Consider the following 20,723-nt stretch of genomic DNA (forward strand, 5'->3'; position numbering starts at 1 on the left):
TAACTCACATCTTTATTAACAGATCTCATTACTTTCATTGTTTCACTCCAAAAGCGAGAAACAACAATGAAAAAAACAATATTGCTTACCCTTAGTTTGCTTGCCTCTTTTTCGGTTTTTGCCGAGACATGTGGTCAACACCTAGAGAAAGGTTTACCGTCTAATAACAGTGATCAAGTACTCTGCCGAGATGGATATGCAGTTGGGTATAATTACCAAACAAAGAATGCCGACTGGGTGGCGTACCACTTAACCAAGGACAGCGTGGAAGCTTTCTATAAACGCAGTAACAATTTTAAAGTCGATGCTGAACTGCCAACTTATGCTCAATCCACTCTTGCAGATTACAGCAAATCAGGTTACGACCGAGGCCACTTAGCGCCGTCGGCTGCGATGGATTTCAGCAAACAATCCATGCAGCAAAGTTTCTTGCTTAGTAACATGTCGCCACAGTTGCCTGGTTTTAACCGCGTTGGTTGGCGATTACTCGAAGAGCACGTTCGCGACTTAGCCACCACTTACAATGAACTCTACGTTGTCACTGGCCCTATATTTACTGGCAACGAGGAATCGATTGGCAATAATGTGGTGATCCCGAGCGCTTATTACAAGGTGATTCTCGATCCGAATTATGATGAAGCCATTGCCTTTATTGTTCCACACAGAGATGTATCAGGCAGCGAGCTAGCCGGTTTCGTCACAACCATTGATGCCGTTGAACAACAAACAGGCTTGGACTTTTTCAGTTTAATCAGTGATTCAACTGAACAGAGTATGGAGTCTCAACTCTGGGAAATGTGGCCCGTGAACGAGTAAGAGGTGGCAGCGAAAGCGACATTTAGTGCGTGTTAACTCACAGTTAACCATAAAAAAGAGCAATAATGGATACCCATTATTGCTCTTATTGAGTCTAACTAAACCGCTCATTAATACTGAGAAGCGAATTCCGAAAAGTTAATGCGGAGAAATATTCGACAAGCTTTGTACGTGAACGGTAATCTCTTCACGGTCATGGTACAGATGCTTAGCTTGAAGCTTAAACTGAACCTTGTGTTCAATTAAGAATTTCTTCAAGTTTTCAATATCTCCAAGCACCTCATCATAGCGACCTTTCATCGGAAGCTTAAGGTTGAATATCGCTTCTTGAGCCCAACCAGAAATGATCCATTCCCCCATTAGTTGAGCAACACGAGACGGCTTTTCGATCATGTCACACACCAACCAAGTGACGTTCTTTCTTGGTGGTTCAAACTTGAAGCCATCTTCCATGTGGTGTTTAACTTGGCCTGTATCCATCAAGCTGTCAGCCATCATGCCATTATCAATCGCATGAACAAACATAGAACGCTTAACCAATTGGTAAGTCCAGCCACCTGGGCAAGCACCCAAATCTACCGCCCACATGCCAGAAGCAAGACGTGTGTTCCACTCTTCACGTGGAATAAACACATGAAATGCTTCTTCAAGTTTAAGAGTTGAACGACTTGGTGCGTCGGCTGGGAATTTCAAACGAGGAATGCCCATGAAAAATGCAGAGTTATTTTGTGGCAGTGAGTAACCTACATAACAATGACCAGGAGCCACGAAACACACGTGTGCTTGAGGCTTTTTCGCGTTTTCTTTTTTGAACAGAAGGCCTTTACCACGCATCGCTTGACGAAGCGGCACGGTAAATTTACGGCAAAACTTAAGCAGCTCTTTAGCTTCATTGGTATCCGGTGTTTCAACTACTAAATCGCCACACATTGGCATGGCTTCAATTTCAGACAAAGAGACCAAAATAGGAGAAATACGATCTTCTGTTGGCAAATCTTTAAATTCTGCGGCAACCACAAACATTTGACGAGCAAAAATCAGCGCCTTGAAATCCAATTCTTTCACCAACTTAGCTGCTTCCCCAGCTTGGTAGCACTCAAACAATACATAGCCTGAGTTTTTCACTACACGTGGAAAGCCAAATACTTCAAGTTGGCTTGCTTTGTCTTGGATCTCTCCAGCACACTCTTTTTCAAAGCCTTGGCGGCAATAAAGCATTAAGTGTTTCACTGACTTACCTCATTCATTTTAAACGCAGAAACAGCGAGTAGAACCCAACCAATAATGAAAAACACACCACCTAACGGAGTGATGGGTCCAAACCACTTGATCCCAGTAAGGGCAAGGGCGTATAGGCTACCGCTAAAACAAAGGATGCCGATAATAAAGCAAATGGCTGCAGATGACAGTCCTTTTTGCGCTTTTTTACCAATATCGAACCGAATAAGTATTGCACAAGCAATCACCATAACCGTGTGAAGAAACTGGTAGTGAACACCAGTTTCAAATACACCGAGTAAATAGGGCGATAACACTGTTTTTAGACCATGAGCGGCAAAAGCGCCCAAAGCCACAGCGATAGATCCAGAAATACCCGCTAAAACAATAAGGTGGTTACTCTTCATTCGCTTCATCCTCAGGCACTTCATGACTGACCGTTTTAATAAATCCAGCGATCGCATTAATGGCTAACTCGATATTACCCATTTCGGTGTAACCTGAACGCTTACGAGGTTTAAAGCCATGATCACCGTCTGGAATAAACAAGGTTTCAATACTAGGTGATAAATCAAACGTATCGAATTCTTCTTTCTTACCGAAGGTATCACGCTCCCCTTGCAGAATAAGGCAAGGCTTGTTGATGGTCGCTAAATGCTCGCCTTTGTATTTTTCAGGCTTACCCGGTGGATGAAAAGGAAAGCCTAAACACGCGACGCCAAGAACACGAGGATGATCCGCTAAATGGCTCGCCATACGCCCCCCCATTGACTTCCCCCCAATCACTAGCGGCCCAGAGATCTGCTCGATTTGATGCTCAAAAGCCTCAAGTAACTTAGGCGCTCTATCGGGTGGGCGTTTTGTCCCCTCAGCCATGCGTCTTTCCATATAAGGAAAATTAAAGCGGATCACACGTATGCCATGCTTACTTAAGCCCTTTGCAACAGAAACCATAAATTCATGATCCATGCCGGCCCCTGCTCCATGTGCAAACAAAAAAGTAATCGTCCCTACACCATCAATACGTTGGTTGTTCTGTTCCGCTAATTCTTCGGCGACTTCATTGCTATTGCTCATTAAATTAGCTCCTGCTGCTCTTTAGCCGCTTTTGCTAACATCCAATCACGGAAAGTGGCAATTCTGCCGGTATCCGCTTGTTGTTCATGGCAAACAACGTAAAACGCATTCTTAGTAACGAGCACTTCATCAAACGGGCAAACTAGACGCCCTGCGTCCATTTCTGGCTTTGCCAATACATTGTTGCCTAAAGCAACGCCTTGTCCGTGAACCGCCGCCTGCAACACCATGGTTGTGTGGCTGAATATTGGACCATGATTCACGTTAACCTCGTCAATCGCATGCTCTTTTACGAACTGTTTCCACTCTTTACGAGAGGTATCATGTAACAAGGTATGTTGTTTTAAGTCCCCTAATGATTCTAATGGTTTTTGGCCAAGTAGAAGCTGCGGTGAACATACTGGTATCAGGTATTCTTGATACAATTTATCCGCTCGCAGCCCCGGCCAATTTCCACGACCATAATAGATAGCAACGTCAACGTCATCTGTCAAAGAACCTTCGTCCATATCAACCGCTTTAATGCGAACATCAATGTCGGGTTCTTGCTCATTAAAATCGGCAAGGCGCGGCACCAGCCACTGAATGGCAAAACTGGGTGGTAAACTGATGGTTAACGCACCTTTTTCACTACGCTCCAATACTTTATCGGTCGCTTCAGACAAAGAGGTGAACACATCTTTTATATCTAGGAAGTAGCTTTGCCCTTCTTCGGTCAATAATAATGAGCGATTTCGACGGCGAAATAATTTCAGCCCAAGAAAGTCTTCTAAGGTTTTAATTTGGTGGCTGACCGCAGCTTGAGTCACAAATAACTCTTCTGCTGCACGAGTAAAACTCAAGTGACGCGCGGCAGCTTCAAACACTTTAAGAGAGTTTAAAGGGGGAAGACGTCTAGACATGTTTCACCTTTTTTATAAGCATTAGTTTTTATAATCTGAAACATTATAAATTGTCGATTGCCTCTCGGCCAGAGAAATTCTATATTTCACCCCGCAGCAGTTAGCCTGAACGGCTTGATTATCCCTGATGATCAATTGGTTAATTTGTTGCGATGTTGTGTTTGCATTAACTCGAAATTCGAGTTGGTAGATTCGTCTGCCACCATGTCTTAGGTTTAACCTACCTGCGGCATACTTCCTGTATTTTTTTTTGACCTGTCAGTCAAATTTTAACACCGCCTATATGGCGGTGTTTTTTTATGGGTGAAGGAAAGAGAATATGCAACGCTCATTAGAATACCGATTACAGGTTACAGGTTACAGGTTACAGAATAGTCGTAAGCTTCCTTGTAGAGGCTAGAAACGAGAAACTATAAGAGCAAGGGCTGTTTTCTTTTACTCTTATAGGAGTGAAACGCTCTAGTTTCTGGTTTTCTGTAATCTCAGGGCGAAGTCCGTCTCTGTACTCTTTCTTTACCCCCATAAAAAAACCGCCCATCTTTACGACGAGCGGCTTTCATTCTAGAACCTGTAGCGCAACGGCCTATCGCCTGTAACCTGCTCTTAAGGTCTGTAAACCTTCACGTTACTATAGCCTTGCTCTTGCAAGTACAACGCCTGTAAACGGCTCATAACGCCACGGTCACAGTAAAGTAAGTAGTTCTTAGATTGATCCAAGTCGCCAAACTTTGTCGCAAGCTTAAAGAAAGGAATGTGAGCAATTTCTACTCCATCAATTTCAAGAGGGTTCGCTTCTTCTTCTTCCGAACTACGAATGTCCAAAACAACCGCATGTTGCTCTACAGCATCAACTTGTTCAACTTCAGGCGCCTGCTCTTTGCTTTCTTTTTCAATGTCACGAATGTCCATCACGCGGGCATTTTCAACCACTTGATCGAGTATCGCAAAATCAAAGTTTTCTTCTTCTGCTTCAAGTTTCGCTTTTACTGCTTTAACCGTTGGCTTACGTGAAATCACACCACAGTATTCAGGCATGATTTTCGCAAAGTCTTCAGTCCCAATTTCACGAGATAAGTCGATGATGTCTTCTTTATCCCAGTTAATCAGTGGACGAAGGATCAGGGTATCCGTTACTCGGTCGATATGACGTAGATTGGTCAGCGTTTGGCTCGATACTTGACCCAATGCCTCACCAGTCACGAGCGCTTGAATACCAAACTTTTCAGCAATCATGCCACCAGCACGCATAAACATACGCTTAAGAATCACGCCCATTTGGCCGTCTTCTACTTTTTCTAAGATCTCTGCGACAACCGGCTCAAAATCGACCGAGATGAATTTCACTTTTGCAGAAGAACCGTATTTGTTCCATAGGTAGTGCGAAACTTGCTTCACGCCAATTTCGTGTGCAGGGCCACCTAAGTTAAAGAAACAGTAATGCGTTTTTGAACCGCGCTTGATGTGTAAGTAGCTAGACACACCAGAGTCAAAACCACCAGAGATAAGGCTAAGTACGTCTTCTTGAGTACCAAGAGGGAAACCACCCAAACCTTTGTGACGAGCAATCACTTGATTCAGTTTATCGTTCGCGATTTCAATATTAACCGTTACTTCAGGGCGGTTTAATTTAACACGAGCAGTTTCTACTGCTTGGTTTAAGCCACCACCAACATAACGCTCTAACTCAATAGAAGAAAAATCGTGCTTACCACGACGCTTGGCACGAACAACAAAAGTCTTGTCCACGATGCGATCACGGCTTAACTCAAGAACTTGCTCGTAGATATCATGCATATCTTTAAAGTCAGACTGCTTCACTTCCAATGAGTGATGAATACCTGAAGTTTGCTTTAAAATTGCCAATACCTGATCAAAATACTCGTCACTTTCAGAAGTCACTTCAATGTGATCACGACGGTTAAATACCGCTACATTTTCAGTATGCTTTTGAATAATAATACGAATATTACATTCTAGTATTCGAGTGAAGCGTTTACGAACAGATTCACTTTTAACGAAAATCTCTGGATGTGGTTTAACAATAAACTTCATAGTTCTTCTTCACTATATCGAAAATGGTATTGCCATCTGGCAATTCTAAGGCGCAGAATTATACACGAGCTATTAAGAATAAAAAAGGCGAGCCATTACGCTCGCCTCGATTACTCTCTGGTATCGCCCTAAAAAGCTCTACTGCTGAGCTGACACTTCATCACTGTAGTGTGGCTTACCTTGCATGATATTGATTTCTACCCGGCGGTTTTCCAACCGGCCTTCAAGGGTGTCATTACTCATCAGAGGCTCTGTATCTGCCATGCCTCTTACGCGCAATCGACTATGGTCAAAACCTTTTACTCGTTCCATTTCATGGGCGACAGACACCGCTCGTTGAGCCGATAAGTCCCAGTTAGAACGATACAACTCTGAATCCAGTGGATAGCTATCCGTGTGGCCAGAAACTCGAATAATCCCCGGAACATCTTTGACCAATTCGGCCACTTGTCTTACGAGCGGTCTAAACTTTGGCTGCAAGAAAGCTGAACCATCAGGGAATGCACCACGTTCACGAATTCGGATGACGATCTGTTGGCCAAGGCTTTCAACTTCAACCGCCCCTTCATCCATTTCTCGCTCTAGTGCTTTTTTAATGCTCTCAACGATGGTTTCTATTTCTTCAGACTGAGATTCCGATTGCGATTCAGACTGTTGCTCTGATTGCACAGACTCAGTATTTTGGTTCATCTGCGTTGAGGTTTCAGGAGATTGCCCTCCGGTTTGCTTACCTGCATCGCGTTTGGTTCCGCCCGCTCGGTCAGAATCCCCTTCATGGAATTCCAGCGTTTGCTGCGTCATGTCGATGGTTTGTTGCATGATCACGTCAATCGGTGTTGGTTCAGGTCTACCCGGTCGAAATTCTTGAGCAATCACACTGGTGCCCTTTGGAATGTCTTTTACTTCAAGTTGATTTTGTACACCAAAAGCAAACTTCATCGAACCTGCTATTTGCTTAAACTTAAGCACGTCCATTTCCGAAAACGACAGCAGCAATACGAAGAAACACATCAACAGTGACATCAAGTCTGCGAACGTACCCATCCAAGCTGGGAGGCCGGGTGGTGGGCATTCACACTTGTCTTCATCATCCATTTCTTAACCCCTATTCGCCGTCAACATCGATAGCACGCTTGCTTTCGTTTAGGTAGTTCTTCAAATAGCTGTCGATTACACGTGGGTTTTGACCATCTTGAATCGCTAATACCCCATCCATGATCAGGCGGCGGTTTAAGGTTTCTTGCTCTTTACGTAAGTTCAGTTTGTCAGCAATCGGGAAAAACACCATGTTAGACAAGATCGCACCATACAAGGTCGTTAAAAGTGCAACGGCCATTGCCGGGCCGATGGATTTTGGGTCATCCATGTTAGAAAGCATGGCTACCAGCCCAACCAGGGTACCAATCATACCCATCGCAGGCGCTACATCACCGTAGGCTTTAAAGGTCGCACTACCGAATTCGTGACGTTCGTTGGTCAGTGCGATGTCTTTTTGCAACGTCGCTTTAACTACGTCGGCATCGTGGCCATCTACGAGTAAATCAATGCCTTTTTGCATAAAAGAATTGGTTATTTCCATTTCTTCTAGTGCTAGGAAACCGCCTTTACGAGCCGCATCAGCCATTTCCACAATTTTGGATATCAGGTCTTCTGGCTCATCAGTTTTAAACATGAAGGCTTTTACCGCGATTTTGGTCGCAGCAAAAAATTGCCCCATGGTGAACTTCATCAATACAACGAATGTAGAGCCGCCCACTACGATCAATATAGATTGGATATCGATAAAAATACCGATACCACCACCTAGAACCATCGCCATAATAACGAAAGCAAATGCGCCAATTAAGCCTATTAACGTTGCTAAATCCACAAAGCACTCCTCATGCTATTTCGTTCTACTATGCACTCAATTCAGATTATCGGCAGAACAAGCTGAATATTTAGCGATTTTTCGCTTTCGATACAAATTGCACGTCCAATTAAACAGGATAGCAATCTATCTGCCGATTAGACATTCGTTTCATCGAAAAATCTGGCCTTTACATTCACTTATTGGTCTGAATGTCTCGTTCTTGTGGCTCGGTAAACATACACATTCTACCAATGACTATAAAAGCTGATATACTGCGCCCTTGTTAAAATTTACACCCAGACGTTTGACCCTATACTTAGCCTAGGGTAACGTGCGGGCATTGTCCTAGAAGCAGAAATTATATGGCCAGTAAGAAACCTGAAAACATGTCTTTCGAAGGCGCTTTAGAAGAACTCGATGGTATCGTCGAGCAATTAGAAAGTGGTGACTTAGCCCTAGAAGATGCGCTAAAGAAATTCGAGCGCGGAATCACTCTAGCTCGCTCAGGACAAGATAAATTATCTCAAGCAGAACAACGTGTTGCCATTTTAATGCAAGATGACGACCAAGCAGAGCTTACCCCTTTCGAAGTAAATTCTAAAAAAGAAACTGAGTCTGAAGAATAATCCATGACAATGATTTTATCTGCGTATCAAGAGCGTAGTAGTGAGCAGCTCAACCTTTGGTTAGACACATTCCCACATCAGCAACAAGCCTTAATTCAAGCTATGCGTTATGGCCTATTGCTCGGTGGTAAGCGCGCAAGGCCGTATCTTGTTTATATTACAGGCCAAATGCTGGGTTGTGAGCTATCTGAACTCGACACACCGGCTTCCGCTATAGAGTGCGTTCACGCGTATTCACTGATCCATGATGACTTACCTGCCATGGACGATGATGAATTGCGCCGTGGGCAAGCCACATGTCACATCGAGTTTGACGAAGCGACCGCTATTTTGACCGGTGATGCTCTGCAAACGTTGGCGTTTACTATCCTATCTGAAGGTAGCTTAAATCCATCTGCAGAAGTCACCCGCATTAAAATGGTACAAGCCTTAGCAAAAGCGTCTGGTGCACAAGGCATGTGCATGGGCCAAGCTTTAGATTTGGAAGCAGAAAATCGCGCCATATCACTTGAAGAACTTGAAACGATTCACCTAAACAAAACAGCAGCTCTTATTAAATGCTCGGTTCAATTAGGTGCATTAGCCGCGGGTGAGAAAGGCTTAGCCATTCTACCTAAGTTAGAAAAATACGCCGATCTCATTGGTTTGGCTTTTCAAGTTCAAGACGACATCTTAGACATCATCGGTAACACCGAAATCTTAGGTAAGCCACAAGGCTCAGACCAGGAGCTCAACAAAAGTACTTACCCTTCGTTGCTAGGATTAGACGGTGCACAAACAAAAGCACAAGAATTGTTAACTGAGGCACTTTGTGCATTAGAGGCAATCCCTTACAATACTCAGTTACTTGAAGAATTCGCCCGATACGTGGTCGAGCGCAACAACTAACACTATTATAAGCGCTGATAATTATGACTCTAGATATCTCAAAATATCCAACATTAGCACTGGCCAATACGCCCGACGAGCTACGTCTACTTCCTAAAGAGAGTTTATCGACTCTTTGTGAAGAGCTGCGTACCTATCTACTGAATTCAGTTAGCCAGTCAAGTGGCCACCTAGCATCAGGCTTAGGCACGGTTGAATTGACGGTCGCGCTGCACTATGTGTACAACACGCCTTTTGATCAACTGATTTGGGACGTTGGTCACCAAGCCTATCCTCATAAAATTTTAACTGGTCGCCGCGAAAAAATGTCGACCATTCGCCAAAAAGATGGCCTACACCCGTTCCCGTGGCGCGAAGAAAGTGAATACGACGTGCTGTCGGTTGGCCACTCTTCAACTTCTATAAGTGCTGCTTTAGGTTTGGCGATTTCGGCGCAAAAAGAAGACCGCGACCGTAAAGTTGTTAGCGTGATTGGTGATGGTGCCATTACTGCAGGCATGGCGTTTGAAGCCATGAACCACGCGGGCGGCGTTCATCCGGATATGCTAGTGATCTTAAACGACAACGAGATGTCTATTTCAGAAAACGTAGGCGCACTGAGTAATCACTTAGCACAAGTTTTGTCGGGCAACCTTTACACCTCCATTCGTGAGGGAGGTAAAAAAGTACTCTCTGGGCTTCCCCCAATTAAAGAATTGGTAAGAAGAACGGAAGAGCATTTAAAAGGCATGGTTGTCCCAGGCACTTTATTTGAAGAACTTGGCTTTAACTATATTGGCCCTGTTGATGGTCACGACGTAAACGAATTGATCAAAACGCTGAAAAATATGCGTGGCTTAAAAGGCCCTCAGTTCCTACACATCATGACCAAAAAAGGCAAAGGTTACGAGCCTGCCGAAAAAGATCCAATTGGTTACCATGGCGTACCAAAATTCGACCCAACTCATACAAGCTTGCCAAAAAGCAGTGGAACCAAACCCACTTTCTCGAAAATTTTCGGTGACTTCCTGTGTGATATGGCTGCTCAAGACCCAAAACTGATGGCGATCACTCCAGCCATGCGTGAGGGTTCTGGCATGGTGCGTTTTTCAAAAGAATACCCAGATCAGTATTTTGATGTGGCAATTGCAGAGCAACACGCCGTCACCCTAGCCACTGGAATGGCAATTGCTGGCGATAAACCGATTGTAGCGATTTACTCCACATTCCTACAACGTGGCTATGATCAGTTAATCCACGATGTTGCCATTATGGACATGCCTGTTATGTTCGCCATTGACCGTGCAGGTTTGGTTGGCGCAGACGGCCAGACACACCAAGGGGCGTTTGATCTTAGCTTTATGCGTTGCATACCAAATATGGTTATCATGGCACCGAGTGACGAAAATGAATGTCGCCAAATGCTCTACACTGGGCATCAACATACAGGCCCGAGCGCCGTTCGTTACCCTCGCGGTAACGGTATGGGCACCGCCATCGAGTCTGAGTTTACCGCGCTAGAAATCGGCAAAGGTCGCATTATGCGTGAAAGTAGTGCCAAGCAAGATGGTAATAAGGTTGCTATTTTGAACTTTGGTACTTTCCTACCAAGTGCACTCGAAGCCGCCGAACAACTTGATGCTACAGTTGCAGATATGCGTTTTGTGAAGCCACTTGATGAAGATCTTATTCGCGAGCTAGTTGCTAAGCATGATGTATTCGTAACCCTTGAAGAAAATGCGATTGCTGGAGGCGCTGGCGCTGGCGTTCTTGAGTTCTTGATGCAAGAGAAACTACTGAAACCAGTACTCAACCTTGGTTTACCGGACAAGTTTGTCGCACAAGGTACCCAAGAAGAAATGCACGCGGAACTTGGTTTAGACTCTGTTGGTATTGAAAAATCGATTCATACTTATCTAGCAAAATAACGATATTCCAAATACAAAAAAGCACCGAAAGGTGCTTTTTTATTATGAACTAGAAGCGAAGTACTAGATTATTAAATCACACTACTTCGCTTTTAGTACTTCGCCTTTAGCACTTAAATCCAACCTGCATAACGTCCAATCAGCCATAAACTCACGCCAGCCATCACGCCGGCGACAATGTCATCCACCATGATGCCAAACCCGCCATGCACTCTTTTATCAAGCCAGCCAATAGGCCAAGGTTTTACCATATCAAAGAAGCGAAACAGAACGAAGCCTGTCAGTAACCATTTCCAATCCGTAGGGGAAAGGTTCAGCATAGGCACTACACTCATAGTGATCCAAAAGCCGGCAAACTCATCCCAAACAATGGAACCATGATCGTGCACGCCCATATCATCAGAAGTTACTTGGCAGATTTTGATGCCGATAACACATGAAACAAGGACCGCCAACAGGTATGCTGGAAGAGGTAACTGGACTAACAATAAATAAAATGGAATAGACGCTAAGGTACCCATAGTACCTGGAATTAAAGGGGATAACCCGCTGCCAAACCCGGTCGCTAACAAGTGCCAAGGGTTTTTAAGTGAGATAAGTGCTAATGGGTTTGCCATGTTCTATATACCTTTAAAGTGGTCGTATCCGGAAAGTTGCCAGTCCAAAGCTTTACCGTTTCTCTCTAATTGCAATTGGTCACCTGAACGAATCTGACCAACACACGTCGCCTTGGTGCCCGTAGGAGCTAGTAATGTGTCCATTTGACCTTTGTGCTCTTCAGGCACAGTAAAGCAAAGTTCGTACTCTTCGCCACTGGACAAGGCCATTCGTAATGCACTGTCACGGTCACCGCAATACTCAAGCAATTCATCAGAAATAGGCATGGCATCAACATCAATGACAGCACCAACGGTGGATGCTTTCATGATATGGCCTAAATCAGAAACTAAACCATCACTGATGTCCAAACAAGAAGAAGCCACATTGCGCAGAGCTTGCCCTGCAAGTAAACGCGGGCTTGCATGGTAATGTCGATACTCTAGAGTTTCTGCATGCTCTTTATTTCGCTTACTGTCATCAAGCACAACTTCAAGCCCCGCAGCTGCGTCACCTAATGTACCGGTAACGTATAGCCAATCCCCAACTTTGGCACCGTCACGTCGCAATGCTTGACCTTCCGGTACAAAACCTTGCACAGTCAGAGTCATACTTAATGGGCCTTTGGTTGTATCGCCACCAATTAACTGAATATTGAAATAGTTGGCTAACTCGAAAAAGGATTCAGTAAACGGGGCTAACCAGAGTTCATCGGGTTCAGGAAGAGTTAAAGCCAAAGAAACCCAAGCAGGTGATGCGCCCATCGCCGCTAAGTCGCTTAAATTAGAAGCTAACGCTTTATGGGCTACCCATGCAGGGTTCGCATTTTCCAAAAAATGAGTGCCCGCAACCAAGGTATCGGTACTGATCGCGATTTGAACATTATCAGGAGAAGTAACAAGTGCGCTGTCGTCCCCAAGTGATAATTGAACATCCTTGCGCTGGGTCTGACGATTAACGAAGTACTGGGTAATTAAATTGAATTCACCGGCCATGGTTCACTCTTTATCATTATTATTTTTGCCATTATACAAAAAAGGCCAGCTTAATGGCTGACCTTCTTAACTATATTGTGACGCTTACTTTTTTTTACGTACGTGCGGTGCGGCTTTATCAAGCACACCGTTCACGAATTTGTGACTGTCTTCAGCGGCAAAAACTTTTGCAAGTTCGATAGCCTCATTAATCACAACTTTGTAAGGTACATCTTCACGACGCGTCATTTCGTACATAGCTAGACGAAGAAGAGCTAGCTCCATCTTATCCAAATCTTGCATTGGACGAGATAGGAATGGACGTAATTTACTGTCTAACTCAGTGTGGCTTAGCACGACACCCGTCAGTAGATCACGGAAGTACGCGACGTCTGTTTCTGGTGCTGCTAGTGCTGGTTCATTAGCTTGATGATCTTCTTCATCATATTTACCACCAGATAAAAATTGCTCTTCAATAGTAGCAACATTTTCTTTTGTAACTTGCCATGAGTAAATTGCTTGTAAGGCAAATTGACGTGCGTTTCTACGTGCGGCTGGTTTCACACTGGCCCCCATTAGGAATCAATTTCTGAAAGAACGTTAATCATCTCTAGCGCGCTTAGTGCAGCCTCTGCACCTTTGTTACCAGCCTTGGTTCCTGCGCGCTCGATAGCTTGATCAATAGTATCTACGGTCAACACACCGAATGCCACTGGAAGACTGTATTCCAGAGAAACTTGTGCCAAACCTTTATTACATTCACTGCAAACATAGTCAAAATGTGGTGTGCCGCCACGAATAACTGAACCCAAAGAAATGATAGCGTCAAACTTACCAGTTTTAGCTACACGCTGAGCAGTTAGTGGTAGCTCCACAGCACCAGGACAACGAACAACGGTAATATTGTCTTCGTTAACTTGGCCGTGACGCTTTAAAGTATCGATTGCACCAGATAACAAGCTTTCGTTAATAAAACTGTTGAAACGAGAAATAACGATAGCAATTTTTGCATTTGGCGCTGGGAAGCCACCCTCGATCACTTTCATAAGCCTTCCTTTAACTATTTTCATCAAGTGAGAATCGGCGGATTCTAACACAAAAGTGTGAGCAATATCTAATGGAAATTACCAAACTACAGAAAAGAAAACTGACCAATTATTCTGCAACCGCAACCAAGCCTCTAAAATAAACAAAAGAGCAAAAACACTTCTGCTTTTGCTCTTTAAATATCAATGAGTTTGGCGCTCGGTCACCGTCTATGATTGATCATCGACCTCGGTTTGCATTTTACTTACAAACGTACTCAACAACGTTCAAGCCAAACCCACCGAGCGCATGGTAGCGCTTAGTACTTGAAGACAGTAAACGCATATCATGAACTCCAAGATCCGCTAGGATTTGAGAACCCACACCGACACGGCGTGACGTACCCTGCTTCTTGGCCATGGTTGGCGCTTCACCCTTGTCTTGTTGTTCAAACGTTTTCACTTTATGAACTAAAGATTCAGTGGTTTCTTCGTTTCCAAGGATCACTAACACGCCACCCTCTTCACTAATGCGTTTCATCGCCGTTTGCAGTGTCCAGCTACGCTCGGCACTTCGGTCTGAATGCAGTAAGTCGGTGAATGTATCTTGTAAATGCACACGAACTAATGGCGCTTTGGTTTCATCAGCCTGCGCTTTCTTCATTGCATAATGAATTTGGTTATCAATGGTGTCACGGTATGTGACCAGTTGAAACTCGCCAAATTCGGTAGGTAATTTGCACTCAGCAACTCGCTCGATGGTTGTCTCAGTGTTGTTACGATATTCGATTAGGTCAGCAATGGTGCCTAACTTAATGTCATGTTTTTCTGCAAACACTTCTAAATCTGGGCGCCTTGCCATGGTGCCGTCATCATTAAGAATTTCAACAATAACAGACGCAGGCTCAAGCCCAGCCAAACGAGCCAAATCACACCCAGCTTCCGTGTGTCCTGCGCGTGTTAATACACCGCCTTCTTGCGCTGCTAATGGGAAGATATGGCCAGGTTGAACTAAGTCTGCCGCTTTCGCTTCTTTCGCGACAGCAGCTTGAACGGTAATTGCTCGGTCAGCCGCTGAAATACCCGTCGTTACGCCCTCAGCCGCTTCAATAGAAACGGTAAAGTTAGTGGTATATTGCGCATTATTGTCTTGAACCATTGGCGGTAAGCCAAGATTTTCACAACGTTCTTTCGTCATCGTCAAACAAATCAGGCCGCGTCCGTACATGGCCATAAAGTTGATCGCTTCAGGCGTCACACACTCTGCAGCCATGATCAAATCGCCTTCGTTTTCGCGATCTTCATCGTCCATCAGAACGACCATTTTACCTAATCGAATATCTTCTATTATTTCTTGTGGGGTACTGATTGGCATTGAATGCTCCTGCAATAAAAGGCGAAGTTCTAAACCCGAAGTTAGAACCATTTAGAGTCTTGTGTTTTACACTAAGTACTTAGTATCTACGCAAAACCGTTTTGTTGTAAGAATTCCATAGTCATGCTCGGTTTATCATCTTCTCGAGCACCTTGTAGTAGCCGTTCCATATAGCGAGCCAGAACATCAACTTCTAGGTTTACTTTACGGCCCACATGGAAATTGTCTATTGTCGTTTCTTCTGTAGTGTGCGGTACGATCGTTAACTTAAACGCATTTTTACGTAGTTCATTTACCGTTAGGCTAATGCCGTCAACCGTAACTGACCCTTTCTCTGCCACGTATTTACTGATTTCTGCAGGCATTTCAACCCAAAATTCGATAGAGCGACCAACAGGGTTTCGTTCTACAATTTCACCCACACCGTCAACATGACCCGATACAATATGGCCACCAAATCGAGTAGTCGGCAACATGGCTTTTTCTAGATTCACTTTATCGCCAGCTTGATAATCAACAAACCCGGTTTTTTTGAGTGTCTCTACGGATAAGTCGGCGGTATAACGCGTTTCGCTATAATCAACCACGGTTAAGCAAACGCCATTGGTTGCAATACTATCACCCAGCTTTACATCCGCCATATCAAGCTTGCCGACTTCAACGGTGACGCTAATGTCTTCACCTTTTGGTGTGATGGCAGCTAAGGTTCCTACCGCTTCTACGATTCCTGTAAACATGTTTTTCTACTCTGTTTCTGGCAAGTGTTGTTTCACCTGCGCGGTAATTCGAATATCTTTGCCGACCATACGCAAGTCACTAATGTTTAGGTCGATCGCTTTACTCATTTCTTCTATGCCAAGTAAATGAATTAAGCCACGGCCATCGCTGCCCATGAGTTTGGGAGCAAGGTAAACGATCAGTTCATCCACTAGGTTCTCTTTGATCATACTGGCTGCTAGGGTTGCCCCGGCTTCCACCCAAATATGATTCACATTGTGTTGCTCAGCAAGCTGTTCTATAGCGCTACGAATACACAACTTGCCGTCACCATTCAACGCGACCGATAAATCGCCAGTTTCAGCAATCGTAACGACTTCACCGTCAGTGTTGAACAGCTTAAGTTCTGAAGTCAGTTGGTTCTGCCGATCTAATATGGCGCGCAGCGGTTGTCTAGTGTCAGCTTCAGCGTAATTGGCTTGAACACTTTGTGGGAGGTCACTCCAACGAACGTTTAGAGAGGCGTTATCATCAATCACCGTTTTGCTAGTTGATAAAATCGCGCCTGCTTGTGCTCGATATTGTTGAACGTCTTGGCGAGCTTGCGCTGAGGTTATCCATTGGCTCACTCCATTATGCAAGGCCGTTTGACCATCTAAACTGGCCGCCAACTTGAGTTGCACGAAAGGAGTTCCAGCTGACATGCGTTTGATAAAGCCCCGATTGAGGTCGATAGCATCTTGTTCAAGCAAACCAACTTGGACCTCTATGCCTGCGTCTCGGAGCATTTGAATACCACGGCCAGCAACTTGAGGATTAGGGTCTTGCATGGCACATATAACTTTTGTTACACCGGCTTCAATCAACCCTTTGGCGCAAGGCGGTGTCCGGCCATAATGGGAGCAAGGTTCAAGCGTGACGTAGGCTGTCGCCCCTTTGGCTTGCTCTTGGGCTTGACGCAATGCATGCACTTCAGCGTGAGGCTCACCCGCGCGCATGTGAAAACCCTCACCGACGATGGTCTCGTTGCGTGTAATCACACAACCAACATTAGGGTTTGGAGCCGTCGTATAGATGCCACGCTTTGCCAGTAACAAAGCACGAGACATCATTTTGAAATCAAAGGGAGTAAAAGTCATCAGTCTTCCAATTTAGCAATTTCTTCGCCAAATTCACGAATGTCTTCAAAGCTGCGATAAACAGAAGCAAAGCGAATATAAGCAACTTTATCGAGTTCTTTAAGCTGATCCATCACTAGATTTCCAACCATCTCACTTGGGACTTCGCGCTCACCGGTCGCTCGAAGTTGAGATTTAATTGTGCTGATAGCAAGCTCGATAGCATCGGCGCTTACTGGGCGTTTTTCTAATGCTCGCTGGAAGCCACCTACCATTTTATCTTCATTAAATGGTTCGCGATTGCCATTGGTTTTTATCACTTTAGGCATCACTAACTCAGCACTTTCAAAGGTAGTAAAACGCTCGCTGCATGCTAAGCATTGACGGCGACGACGGACTTGATGACCATCAGCGACCAGCCTGGAATCAATTACTTTCGTGTCATTTTCTGAACAGAATGGACAATGCATATCACCTCCCAAATTATTACTTTAAGTGTAACGGAAACGAGAATCGGAAGGAAAACAAAAAAGGGCTCAAAAGAGCCCTTTCATAAACTTGATGATCGTTTTGTTAACCATATAGTGCTTCATGTCAGCAAATTAAGGCCAAAAACGACCAAAATTAGCTTCGAACTAAGTAATTGGCTTTACCAACCCATTTATAACTCGTTAATTCTTCAAGCCCCATAGGGCCTCTTGCATGTAATTTTTGAGTTGATACAGCCACTTCTGCACCCAAGCCAAACTGCGCTCCATCGGTGAAGCGAGTAGAGGCATTGACGTACACGGCCGCTGAATCCACCGAGTTAATAAAGCGCTCTGCACTTTCCAAGCTATTGGTCATAATGGCATCGGAATGACTCGCGTTATGAACACGCATATGAGTGATGGCTTCAGTAATATCTGCCACGACTTTAACGCCGAGTGTGTAGCTTAACCATTCTGTGTCAAAGTCACCCTCGACTGCGTCGCGTACCGTATTATCATTTGCCAACACAGCTTTGGCTTTTGGCTCTGCAACAAGTTCCACTTTACCGTTCAGCTTGTTGGCAAGCATTGGCAAAAACTGCTCCGCAACGGCTTGGTGAACCAAAAGAGTATCCAACGCGTTACATGCGGATGGTCGTTGTGCTTTTGCGTTAATCACTACATCGAGAGATTTTTCAAGTTCGGCACTTTCATCAACAAAGATATGGCTGATACCGAACCCGCCAATGATCACAGGAATTGTGCTGTTCTCTTTACACATACGATGTAAACCAGCACCACCACGGGGGATGATCATATCTACGTATTGATCGAGTTTAAGTAGTTGAGATACCAACTCGCGATCAGGTTTTTCAATATACTGGACCGCAGAAGCTGGCAACTGTGCTTTTTCGAGTGCGGATTGAATCACTTTTACCAGTTCCATGTTCGAATGGAAGGTCTCTTTTCCGCCACGCAAGATGCTTGCGTTACCCGTCTTTAAACACAGTGCAGCGATATCAATGGTTACATTAGGGCGAGCTTCGTAAATAACGCCAACAACACCTAACGGTACTCGACGACGAGCCAAAGACATGCCATTTTCTAGTATTTTACTGTCAATTTCACTGCCAACCGGATCATTCAAATTAATGACGTTACGTACATCACTTGCGATCCCTGCTAGGCGTTCTTCATTTAGCAGTAATCTGTCTAGTAGTGCTTCCGTTAGACCAGCTTTGCGACCAAGTTGAATGTCTTTTTCATTAGCTGATAAAATAGCGGCACTGTTCGCTTCAAGTTCATCGGCAATAATAGCCAAAGCCTGATTTTTTTGTGCAGTCGATGCGGTCGCTAGGTGGAAGGCAGCCTCTTTGGCTGCCATGCCCATATTCGTTAAATCCACGGTGTTTCTCCTTAAAATTTATATGCTTGGTCAGAGCCTAGTTTCTATTCTTGGATAACGACTAAATCATCACGATGGATGACTTCCGAGCCGTATTCATAACCAAGTACCGCACTAATATCCTTACTGTGCTTACCTATAATTTTATCTAAATCTGTACTGGAGTAGCTGGTGATGCCACGAGCAACCAATTCACCCTTAGTGTTGCAAACTCGCGCCACTTCGCCACGTGCAAAAGTCCCTTGAACTTTAACCACGCCTTTTGCCAATAGGCTACTACCGCGCCCAATCACCGCATTAGCGGCGCCGTCATCAATCACTATATCTCCAGATGCTGCAGGGCCTGCGAGTATCCAGCGTTTACGGTTTTCTAGGGCTTCGGCTAACGGGAGGAAACGCGTACCTGGAGGCTCTTCACTCAAGGTATCAAATATCACGTTTTCACTACTGCCAGCCGCAATGATCACTTCAATACCAGCTCGGCGTGCAATGTCTGCTGCTTGCAGCTTAGTTGCCATGCCGCCAGTGCCCAGAGTAGTGCCGCTGTCACCCGCGATTTTACGTAGGGTTTCATCAATGGTTCGTACTTCACGAATCAACTCTGCATTGGGATCTTTTCTCGGATCAGCGGTAAATAAACCCGGTTGATCAGTAAGAAGCAGTAGTTTATCTGCACCACATAATATGCCCACTAAAGCGGATAAGTTGTCGTTATCACCCACTTTAATTTCAGACGTTGCTACCGCATCATTCTCGTTAACAATAGGAATAATGCCGTTTTCTACCAGCGCATTAATGGTATCGCGGGCATTTAAGAAACGCTCACGATCATCCAAATCAGCACGTGTTAACAGCATTTGACCGATTTTAATGCCAAACAAGTCAAACAGTGATTCCCATGTTTGAATCAGGCGGCTTTGGCCGACAGCTGCAAGCAGTTGTTTGCTCGCCATTGAATTGGGGAGTGTGGGGTACCCAAGGTGCTCTCGCCCTGCCGCAATTGCGCCAGAAGAAACCAGAATGACCGAGTGGCCTTGCTGTTTCAATGCAGCACACTGACGTACCAATTCGACCATATGTGGTCTATTGATCTCGAGTGTCCCGCCGGTCAATACACTTGTACCTAACTTCACCACGATGGTTTGTGATTTAGCCAATTTCCCTTGGGTTTGATTCATTGTCATGTTCGATAGTTTAAAAACAAATAGACCAATGTTGTAACAATGAAGGCGCCATTTCACAAGCAGAAAAGGCGCATAAATGCGCCTTTTAATTCAATTAGCCTGAGAAAAGCAATTATTCGGTAATTTTAACTGAGTCTGGGTGAAGTTCGTGGGTTAATTCAAACTTCTTTTGTAATTCTAATCGCAGCTTCTCATCAAAGCTATCCAGTGTCCGTTGTACTTCAGGTAACGCTTTGGCTGGGATTTTTTTATCGACCCAATTGCCTTCTTCGTTGTATAAACCCAAGTGATATGTCGCAACAAAATTTGGTTCTTGTTTATCAAGCTCCATCCACCAGCCCCAAAACTCACGCTCTTCAGGGGATTTCTTATCGCTCACGCAAACAGACAGACAATCGAATAGGTAATGACCGTCTTCAGACAACGGCTCTCTCAAATAAGGACCAATGGCTTTTAAGGTAGATAGCAAACGGTAATGGGTTGGACTCGCGGTCACATCTGACATATTGAATCTCCATTT

Annotated in this window: 22 protein-coding genes; 4 read left to right on the forward strand and 18 right to left on the reverse strand. The window is 44.6% G+C overall.

The window, feature by feature from the left end; all coding sequences use genetic code 11:
* Window positions 1–66 precede the first annotated feature (66 nt).
* Window positions 67–816, forward strand: coding sequence for a DNA/RNA non-specific endonuclease (locus QWZ04_RS06765; protein ID WP_290326295.1), 750 nt, complete (start codon window positions 67–69; stop codon window positions 814–816).
* Window positions 817–954: 138 nt separating this feature from the next.
* On the opposite strand, the gene rlmM is transcribed toward QWZ04_RS06765, so the two are convergent.
* From rlmM to pomA, 7 genes are all read right to left on the reverse strand, one after another.
* Window positions 955–2,046 carry a 23S rRNA (cytidine(2498)-2'-O)-methyltransferase RlmM gene (gene rlmM / locus QWZ04_RS06770; protein WP_290326296.1) on the reverse strand — a complete coding sequence of 364 codons (1,092 nt, stop codon included), beginning with the start codon at window positions 2,044–2,046 and terminating at the stop codon, window positions 955–957.
* Window positions 2,043–2,441, reverse strand: a complete 399-nt coding sequence (locus QWZ04_RS06775; protein WP_290326298.1) for a DUF423 domain-containing protein — start codon at window positions 2,439–2,441, stop codon at window positions 2,043–2,045. The genes rlmM and QWZ04_RS06775 overlap by 4 nt, the downstream gene beginning before the upstream one ends.
* Window positions 2,431–3,111, reverse strand: coding sequence for an alpha/beta family hydrolase (locus QWZ04_RS06780; RefSeq protein WP_290326300.1), 681 nt, complete (start codon window positions 3,109–3,111; stop codon window positions 2,431–2,433). Before QWZ04_RS06780 ends, QWZ04_RS06775 begins: the two co-directional genes overlap by 11 nt.
* A complete protein-coding gene (locus QWZ04_RS06785; protein ID WP_290326302.1) occupies window positions 3,111–4,013 on the reverse strand; it encodes a transcriptional regulator GcvA in 903 nt (300 codons plus the stop codon). Before QWZ04_RS06785 ends, QWZ04_RS06780 begins: the two co-directional genes overlap by 1 nt.
* Before the next feature lie 603 nt (window positions 4,014–4,616).
* A complete protein-coding gene (thiI, locus tag QWZ04_RS06790) occupies window positions 4,617–6,065 on the reverse strand; it encodes a tRNA uracil 4-sulfurtransferase ThiI (protein ID WP_290326304.1) in 1,449 nt (482 codons plus the stop codon).
* Window positions 6,066–6,203: 138 nt separating this feature from the next.
* The gene (locus tag QWZ04_RS06795) at window positions 6,204–7,160 is read right to left on the reverse strand and encodes a flagellar motor protein MotB (RefSeq protein ID WP_290326307.1); all 957 of its coding nucleotides are present in this window, start codon (window positions 7,158–7,160) and stop codon (window positions 6,204–6,206) included.
* A 10-nt stretch (window positions 7,161–7,170) separates the two neighbouring features.
* A complete protein-coding gene (gene pomA / locus QWZ04_RS06800) occupies window positions 7,171–7,935 on the reverse strand; it encodes a flagellar motor protein PomA (protein WP_290326309.1) in 765 nt (254 codons plus the stop codon).
* Between the two features lie 344 nt (window positions 7,936–8,279).
* Between pomA and xseB the strand changes: the two genes are divergently transcribed.
* Genes xseB through dxs form a run of 3 tightly spaced genes read left to right on the forward strand, consistent with a single transcriptional unit; the run spans window position 8,280 to window position 11,338 of the window.
* The gene (gene xseB / locus QWZ04_RS06805; protein ID WP_290326311.1) at window positions 8,280–8,543 is read left to right on the forward strand and encodes an exodeoxyribonuclease VII small subunit; all 264 of its coding nucleotides are present in this window, start codon (window positions 8,280–8,282) and stop codon (window positions 8,541–8,543) included.
* Between the two features lie 3 nt (window positions 8,544–8,546).
* The gene (ispA, locus tag QWZ04_RS06810) at window positions 8,547–9,431 is read left to right on the forward strand and encodes a (2E,6E)-farnesyl diphosphate synthase (RefSeq protein ID WP_290326312.1); all 885 of its coding nucleotides are present in this window, start codon (window positions 8,547–8,549) and stop codon (window positions 9,429–9,431) included.
* Between the two features lie 23 nt (window positions 9,432–9,454).
* Window positions 9,455–11,338: a 1-deoxy-D-xylulose-5-phosphate synthase gene (gene dxs, locus QWZ04_RS06815; RefSeq protein WP_290326313.1), complete on the forward strand. Its 1,884-nt coding sequence runs from the start codon at window positions 9,455–9,457 to the stop codon at window positions 11,336–11,338.
* A gap of 113 nt (window positions 11,339–11,451) precedes the next feature.
* On the opposite strand, the gene pgpA is transcribed toward dxs, so the two are convergent.
* The 11 genes from pgpA to crl form a co-directional block, all read right to left on the reverse strand.
* Complete coding sequence (pgpA, locus tag QWZ04_RS06820) at window positions 11,452–11,955, reverse strand: phosphatidylglycerophosphatase A (RefSeq protein WP_290326315.1); 504 nt, start codon at window positions 11,953–11,955, stop codon at window positions 11,452–11,454.
* A gap of 3 nt (window positions 11,956–11,958) precedes the next feature.
* Window positions 11,959–12,930 (reverse strand): thiamine-phosphate kinase, encoded by a 972-nt coding sequence (thiL, locus tag QWZ04_RS06825; protein ID WP_290326317.1) that lies wholly within the window; start codon window positions 12,928–12,930, stop codon window positions 11,959–11,961.
* 84 nt (window positions 12,931–13,014) lie between these two features.
* A complete protein-coding gene (nusB, locus tag QWZ04_RS06830) occupies window positions 13,015–13,485 on the reverse strand; it encodes a transcription antitermination factor NusB (protein ID WP_102522864.1) in 471 nt (156 codons plus the stop codon).
* Window positions 13,485–13,955 carry a 6,7-dimethyl-8-ribityllumazine synthase gene (ribH, locus tag QWZ04_RS06835; protein WP_102522865.1) on the reverse strand — a complete coding sequence of 157 codons (471 nt, stop codon included), beginning with the start codon at window positions 13,953–13,955 and terminating at the stop codon, window positions 13,485–13,487. The genes nusB and ribH overlap by 1 nt, the downstream gene beginning before the upstream one ends.
* Window positions 13,956–14,196: 241 nt before the next feature.
* Window positions 14,197–15,309 carry a bifunctional 3,4-dihydroxy-2-butanone-4-phosphate synthase/GTP cyclohydrolase II gene (ribBA, locus tag QWZ04_RS06840; RefSeq protein ID WP_290326322.1) on the reverse strand — a complete coding sequence of 371 codons (1,113 nt, stop codon included), beginning with the start codon at window positions 15,307–15,309 and terminating at the stop codon, window positions 14,197–14,199.
* A gap of 86 nt (window positions 15,310–15,395) precedes the next feature.
* Window positions 15,396–16,046, reverse strand: coding sequence for a riboflavin synthase (locus QWZ04_RS06845; protein ID WP_290326324.1), 651 nt, complete (start codon window positions 16,044–16,046; stop codon window positions 15,396–15,398).
* A gap of 6 nt (window positions 16,047–16,052) precedes the next feature.
* Entirely contained in the window at window positions 16,053–17,165 is a 1,113-nt protein-coding gene (ribD, locus tag QWZ04_RS06850) for a bifunctional diaminohydroxyphosphoribosylaminopyrimidine deaminase/5-amino-6-(5-phosphoribosylamino)uracil reductase RibD (RefSeq protein WP_290326325.1), read from the reverse strand.
* Window positions 17,165–17,614: a transcriptional regulator NrdR gene (gene nrdR / locus QWZ04_RS06855; RefSeq protein ID WP_102522869.1), complete on the reverse strand. Its 450-nt coding sequence runs from the start codon at window positions 17,612–17,614 to the stop codon at window positions 17,165–17,167. Before nrdR ends, ribD begins: the two co-directional genes overlap by 1 nt.
* 154 nt (window positions 17,615–17,768) lie before the next feature.
* Window positions 17,769–19,019 carry a glutamate-5-semialdehyde dehydrogenase gene (locus tag QWZ04_RS06860; protein ID WP_290326328.1) on the reverse strand — a complete coding sequence of 417 codons (1,251 nt, stop codon included), beginning with the start codon at window positions 19,017–19,019 and terminating at the stop codon, window positions 17,769–17,771.
* Between the two features lie 44 nt (window positions 19,020–19,063).
* Complete coding sequence (proB, locus tag QWZ04_RS06865; RefSeq protein WP_290326330.1) at window positions 19,064–20,197, reverse strand: glutamate 5-kinase; 1,134 nt, start codon at window positions 20,195–20,197, stop codon at window positions 19,064–19,066.
* A 118-nt stretch (window positions 20,198–20,315) separates the two neighbouring features.
* Window positions 20,316–20,708, reverse strand: a complete 393-nt coding sequence (crl, locus tag QWZ04_RS06870; RefSeq protein ID WP_290326332.1) for a sigma factor-binding protein Crl — start codon at window positions 20,706–20,708, stop codon at window positions 20,316–20,318.
* Between the last annotated feature and the right edge of the window lie 15 nt (window positions 20,709–20,723).

The organism is Vibrio tapetis subsp. quintayensis, assembly GCF_030409945.1.
Classification (GTDB): domain Bacteria; phylum Pseudomonadota; class Gammaproteobacteria; order Enterobacterales; family Vibrionaceae; genus Vibrio; species Vibrio quintayensis.

Bases quoted from the DNA above. Each gene is read 5' to 3' on its own strand.
- QWZ04_RS06845 (WP_290326324.1), bottom strand. From the start codon at position 16,046: ATGTTTACAGGAATCGTAGAAGCGGTAGGAACCTTAGCTGCCATCACA.
- nrdR (WP_102522869.1), bottom strand. From the start codon at position 17,614: ATGCATTGTCCATTCTGTTCAGAAAATGACACGAAAGTAATTGATTCC.
- proB (WP_290326330.1), bottom strand. From the start codon at position 20,197: ATGAATCAAACCCAAGGGAAATTGGCTAAATCACAAACCATCGTGGTG.
- QWZ04_RS06780 (WP_290326300.1), bottom strand. From the start codon at position 3,111: ATGAGCAATAGCAATGAAGTCGCCGAAGAATTAGCGGAACAGAACAAC.
- thiI (WP_290326304.1), bottom strand. From the start codon at position 6,065: ATGAAGTTTATTGTTAAACCACATCCAGAGATTTTCGTTAAAAGTGAA.
- ribBA (WP_290326322.1), bottom strand. From the start codon at position 15,309: ATGCCAATCAGTACCCCACAAGAAATAATAGAAGATATTCGATTAGGT.
- ribH (WP_102522865.1), bottom strand. From the start codon at position 13,955: ATGAAAGTGATCGAGGGTGGCTTCCCAGCGCCAAATGCAAAAATTGCT.
- ribD (WP_290326325.1), bottom strand. From the start codon at position 17,165: ATGACTTTTACTCCCTTTGATTTCAAAATGATGTCTCGTGCTTTGTTA.
- nusB (WP_102522864.1), bottom strand. From the start codon at position 13,485: ATGGGGGCCAGTGTGAAACCAGCCGCACGTAGAAACGCACGTCAATTT.
- QWZ04_RS06775 (WP_290326298.1), bottom strand. From the start codon at position 2,441: ATGAAGAGTAACCACCTTATTGTTTTAGCGGGTATTTCTGGATCTATC.
- ispA (WP_290326312.1), top strand. From the start codon at position 8,547: ATGACAATGATTTTATCTGCGTATCAAGAGCGTAGTAGTGAGCAGCTC.
- QWZ04_RS06785 (WP_290326302.1), bottom strand. From the start codon at position 4,013: ATGTCTAGACGTCTTCCCCCTTTAAACTCTCTTAAAGTGTTTGAAGCT.
- QWZ04_RS06765 (WP_290326295.1), top strand. From the start codon at position 67: ATGAAAAAAACAATATTGCTTACCCTTAGTTTGCTTGCCTCTTTTTCG.
- crl (WP_290326332.1), bottom strand. From the start codon at position 20,708: ATGTCAGATGTGACCGCGAGTCCAACCCATTACCGTTTGCTATCTACC.
- thiL (WP_290326317.1), bottom strand. From the start codon at position 12,930: ATGGCCGGTGAATTCAATTTAATTACCCAGTACTTCGTTAATCGTCAG.
- QWZ04_RS06795 (WP_290326307.1), bottom strand. From the start codon at position 7,160: ATGGATGATGAAGACAAGTGTGAATGCCCACCACCCGGCCTCCCAGCT.
- pgpA (WP_290326315.1), bottom strand. From the start codon at position 11,955: ATGGCAAACCCATTAGCACTTATCTCACTTAAAAACCCTTGGCACTTG.
- xseB (WP_290326311.1), top strand. From the start codon at position 8,280: ATGGCCAGTAAGAAACCTGAAAACATGTCTTTCGAAGGCGCTTTAGAA.
- dxs (WP_290326313.1), top strand. From the start codon at position 9,455: ATGACTCTAGATATCTCAAAATATCCAACATTAGCACTGGCCAATACG.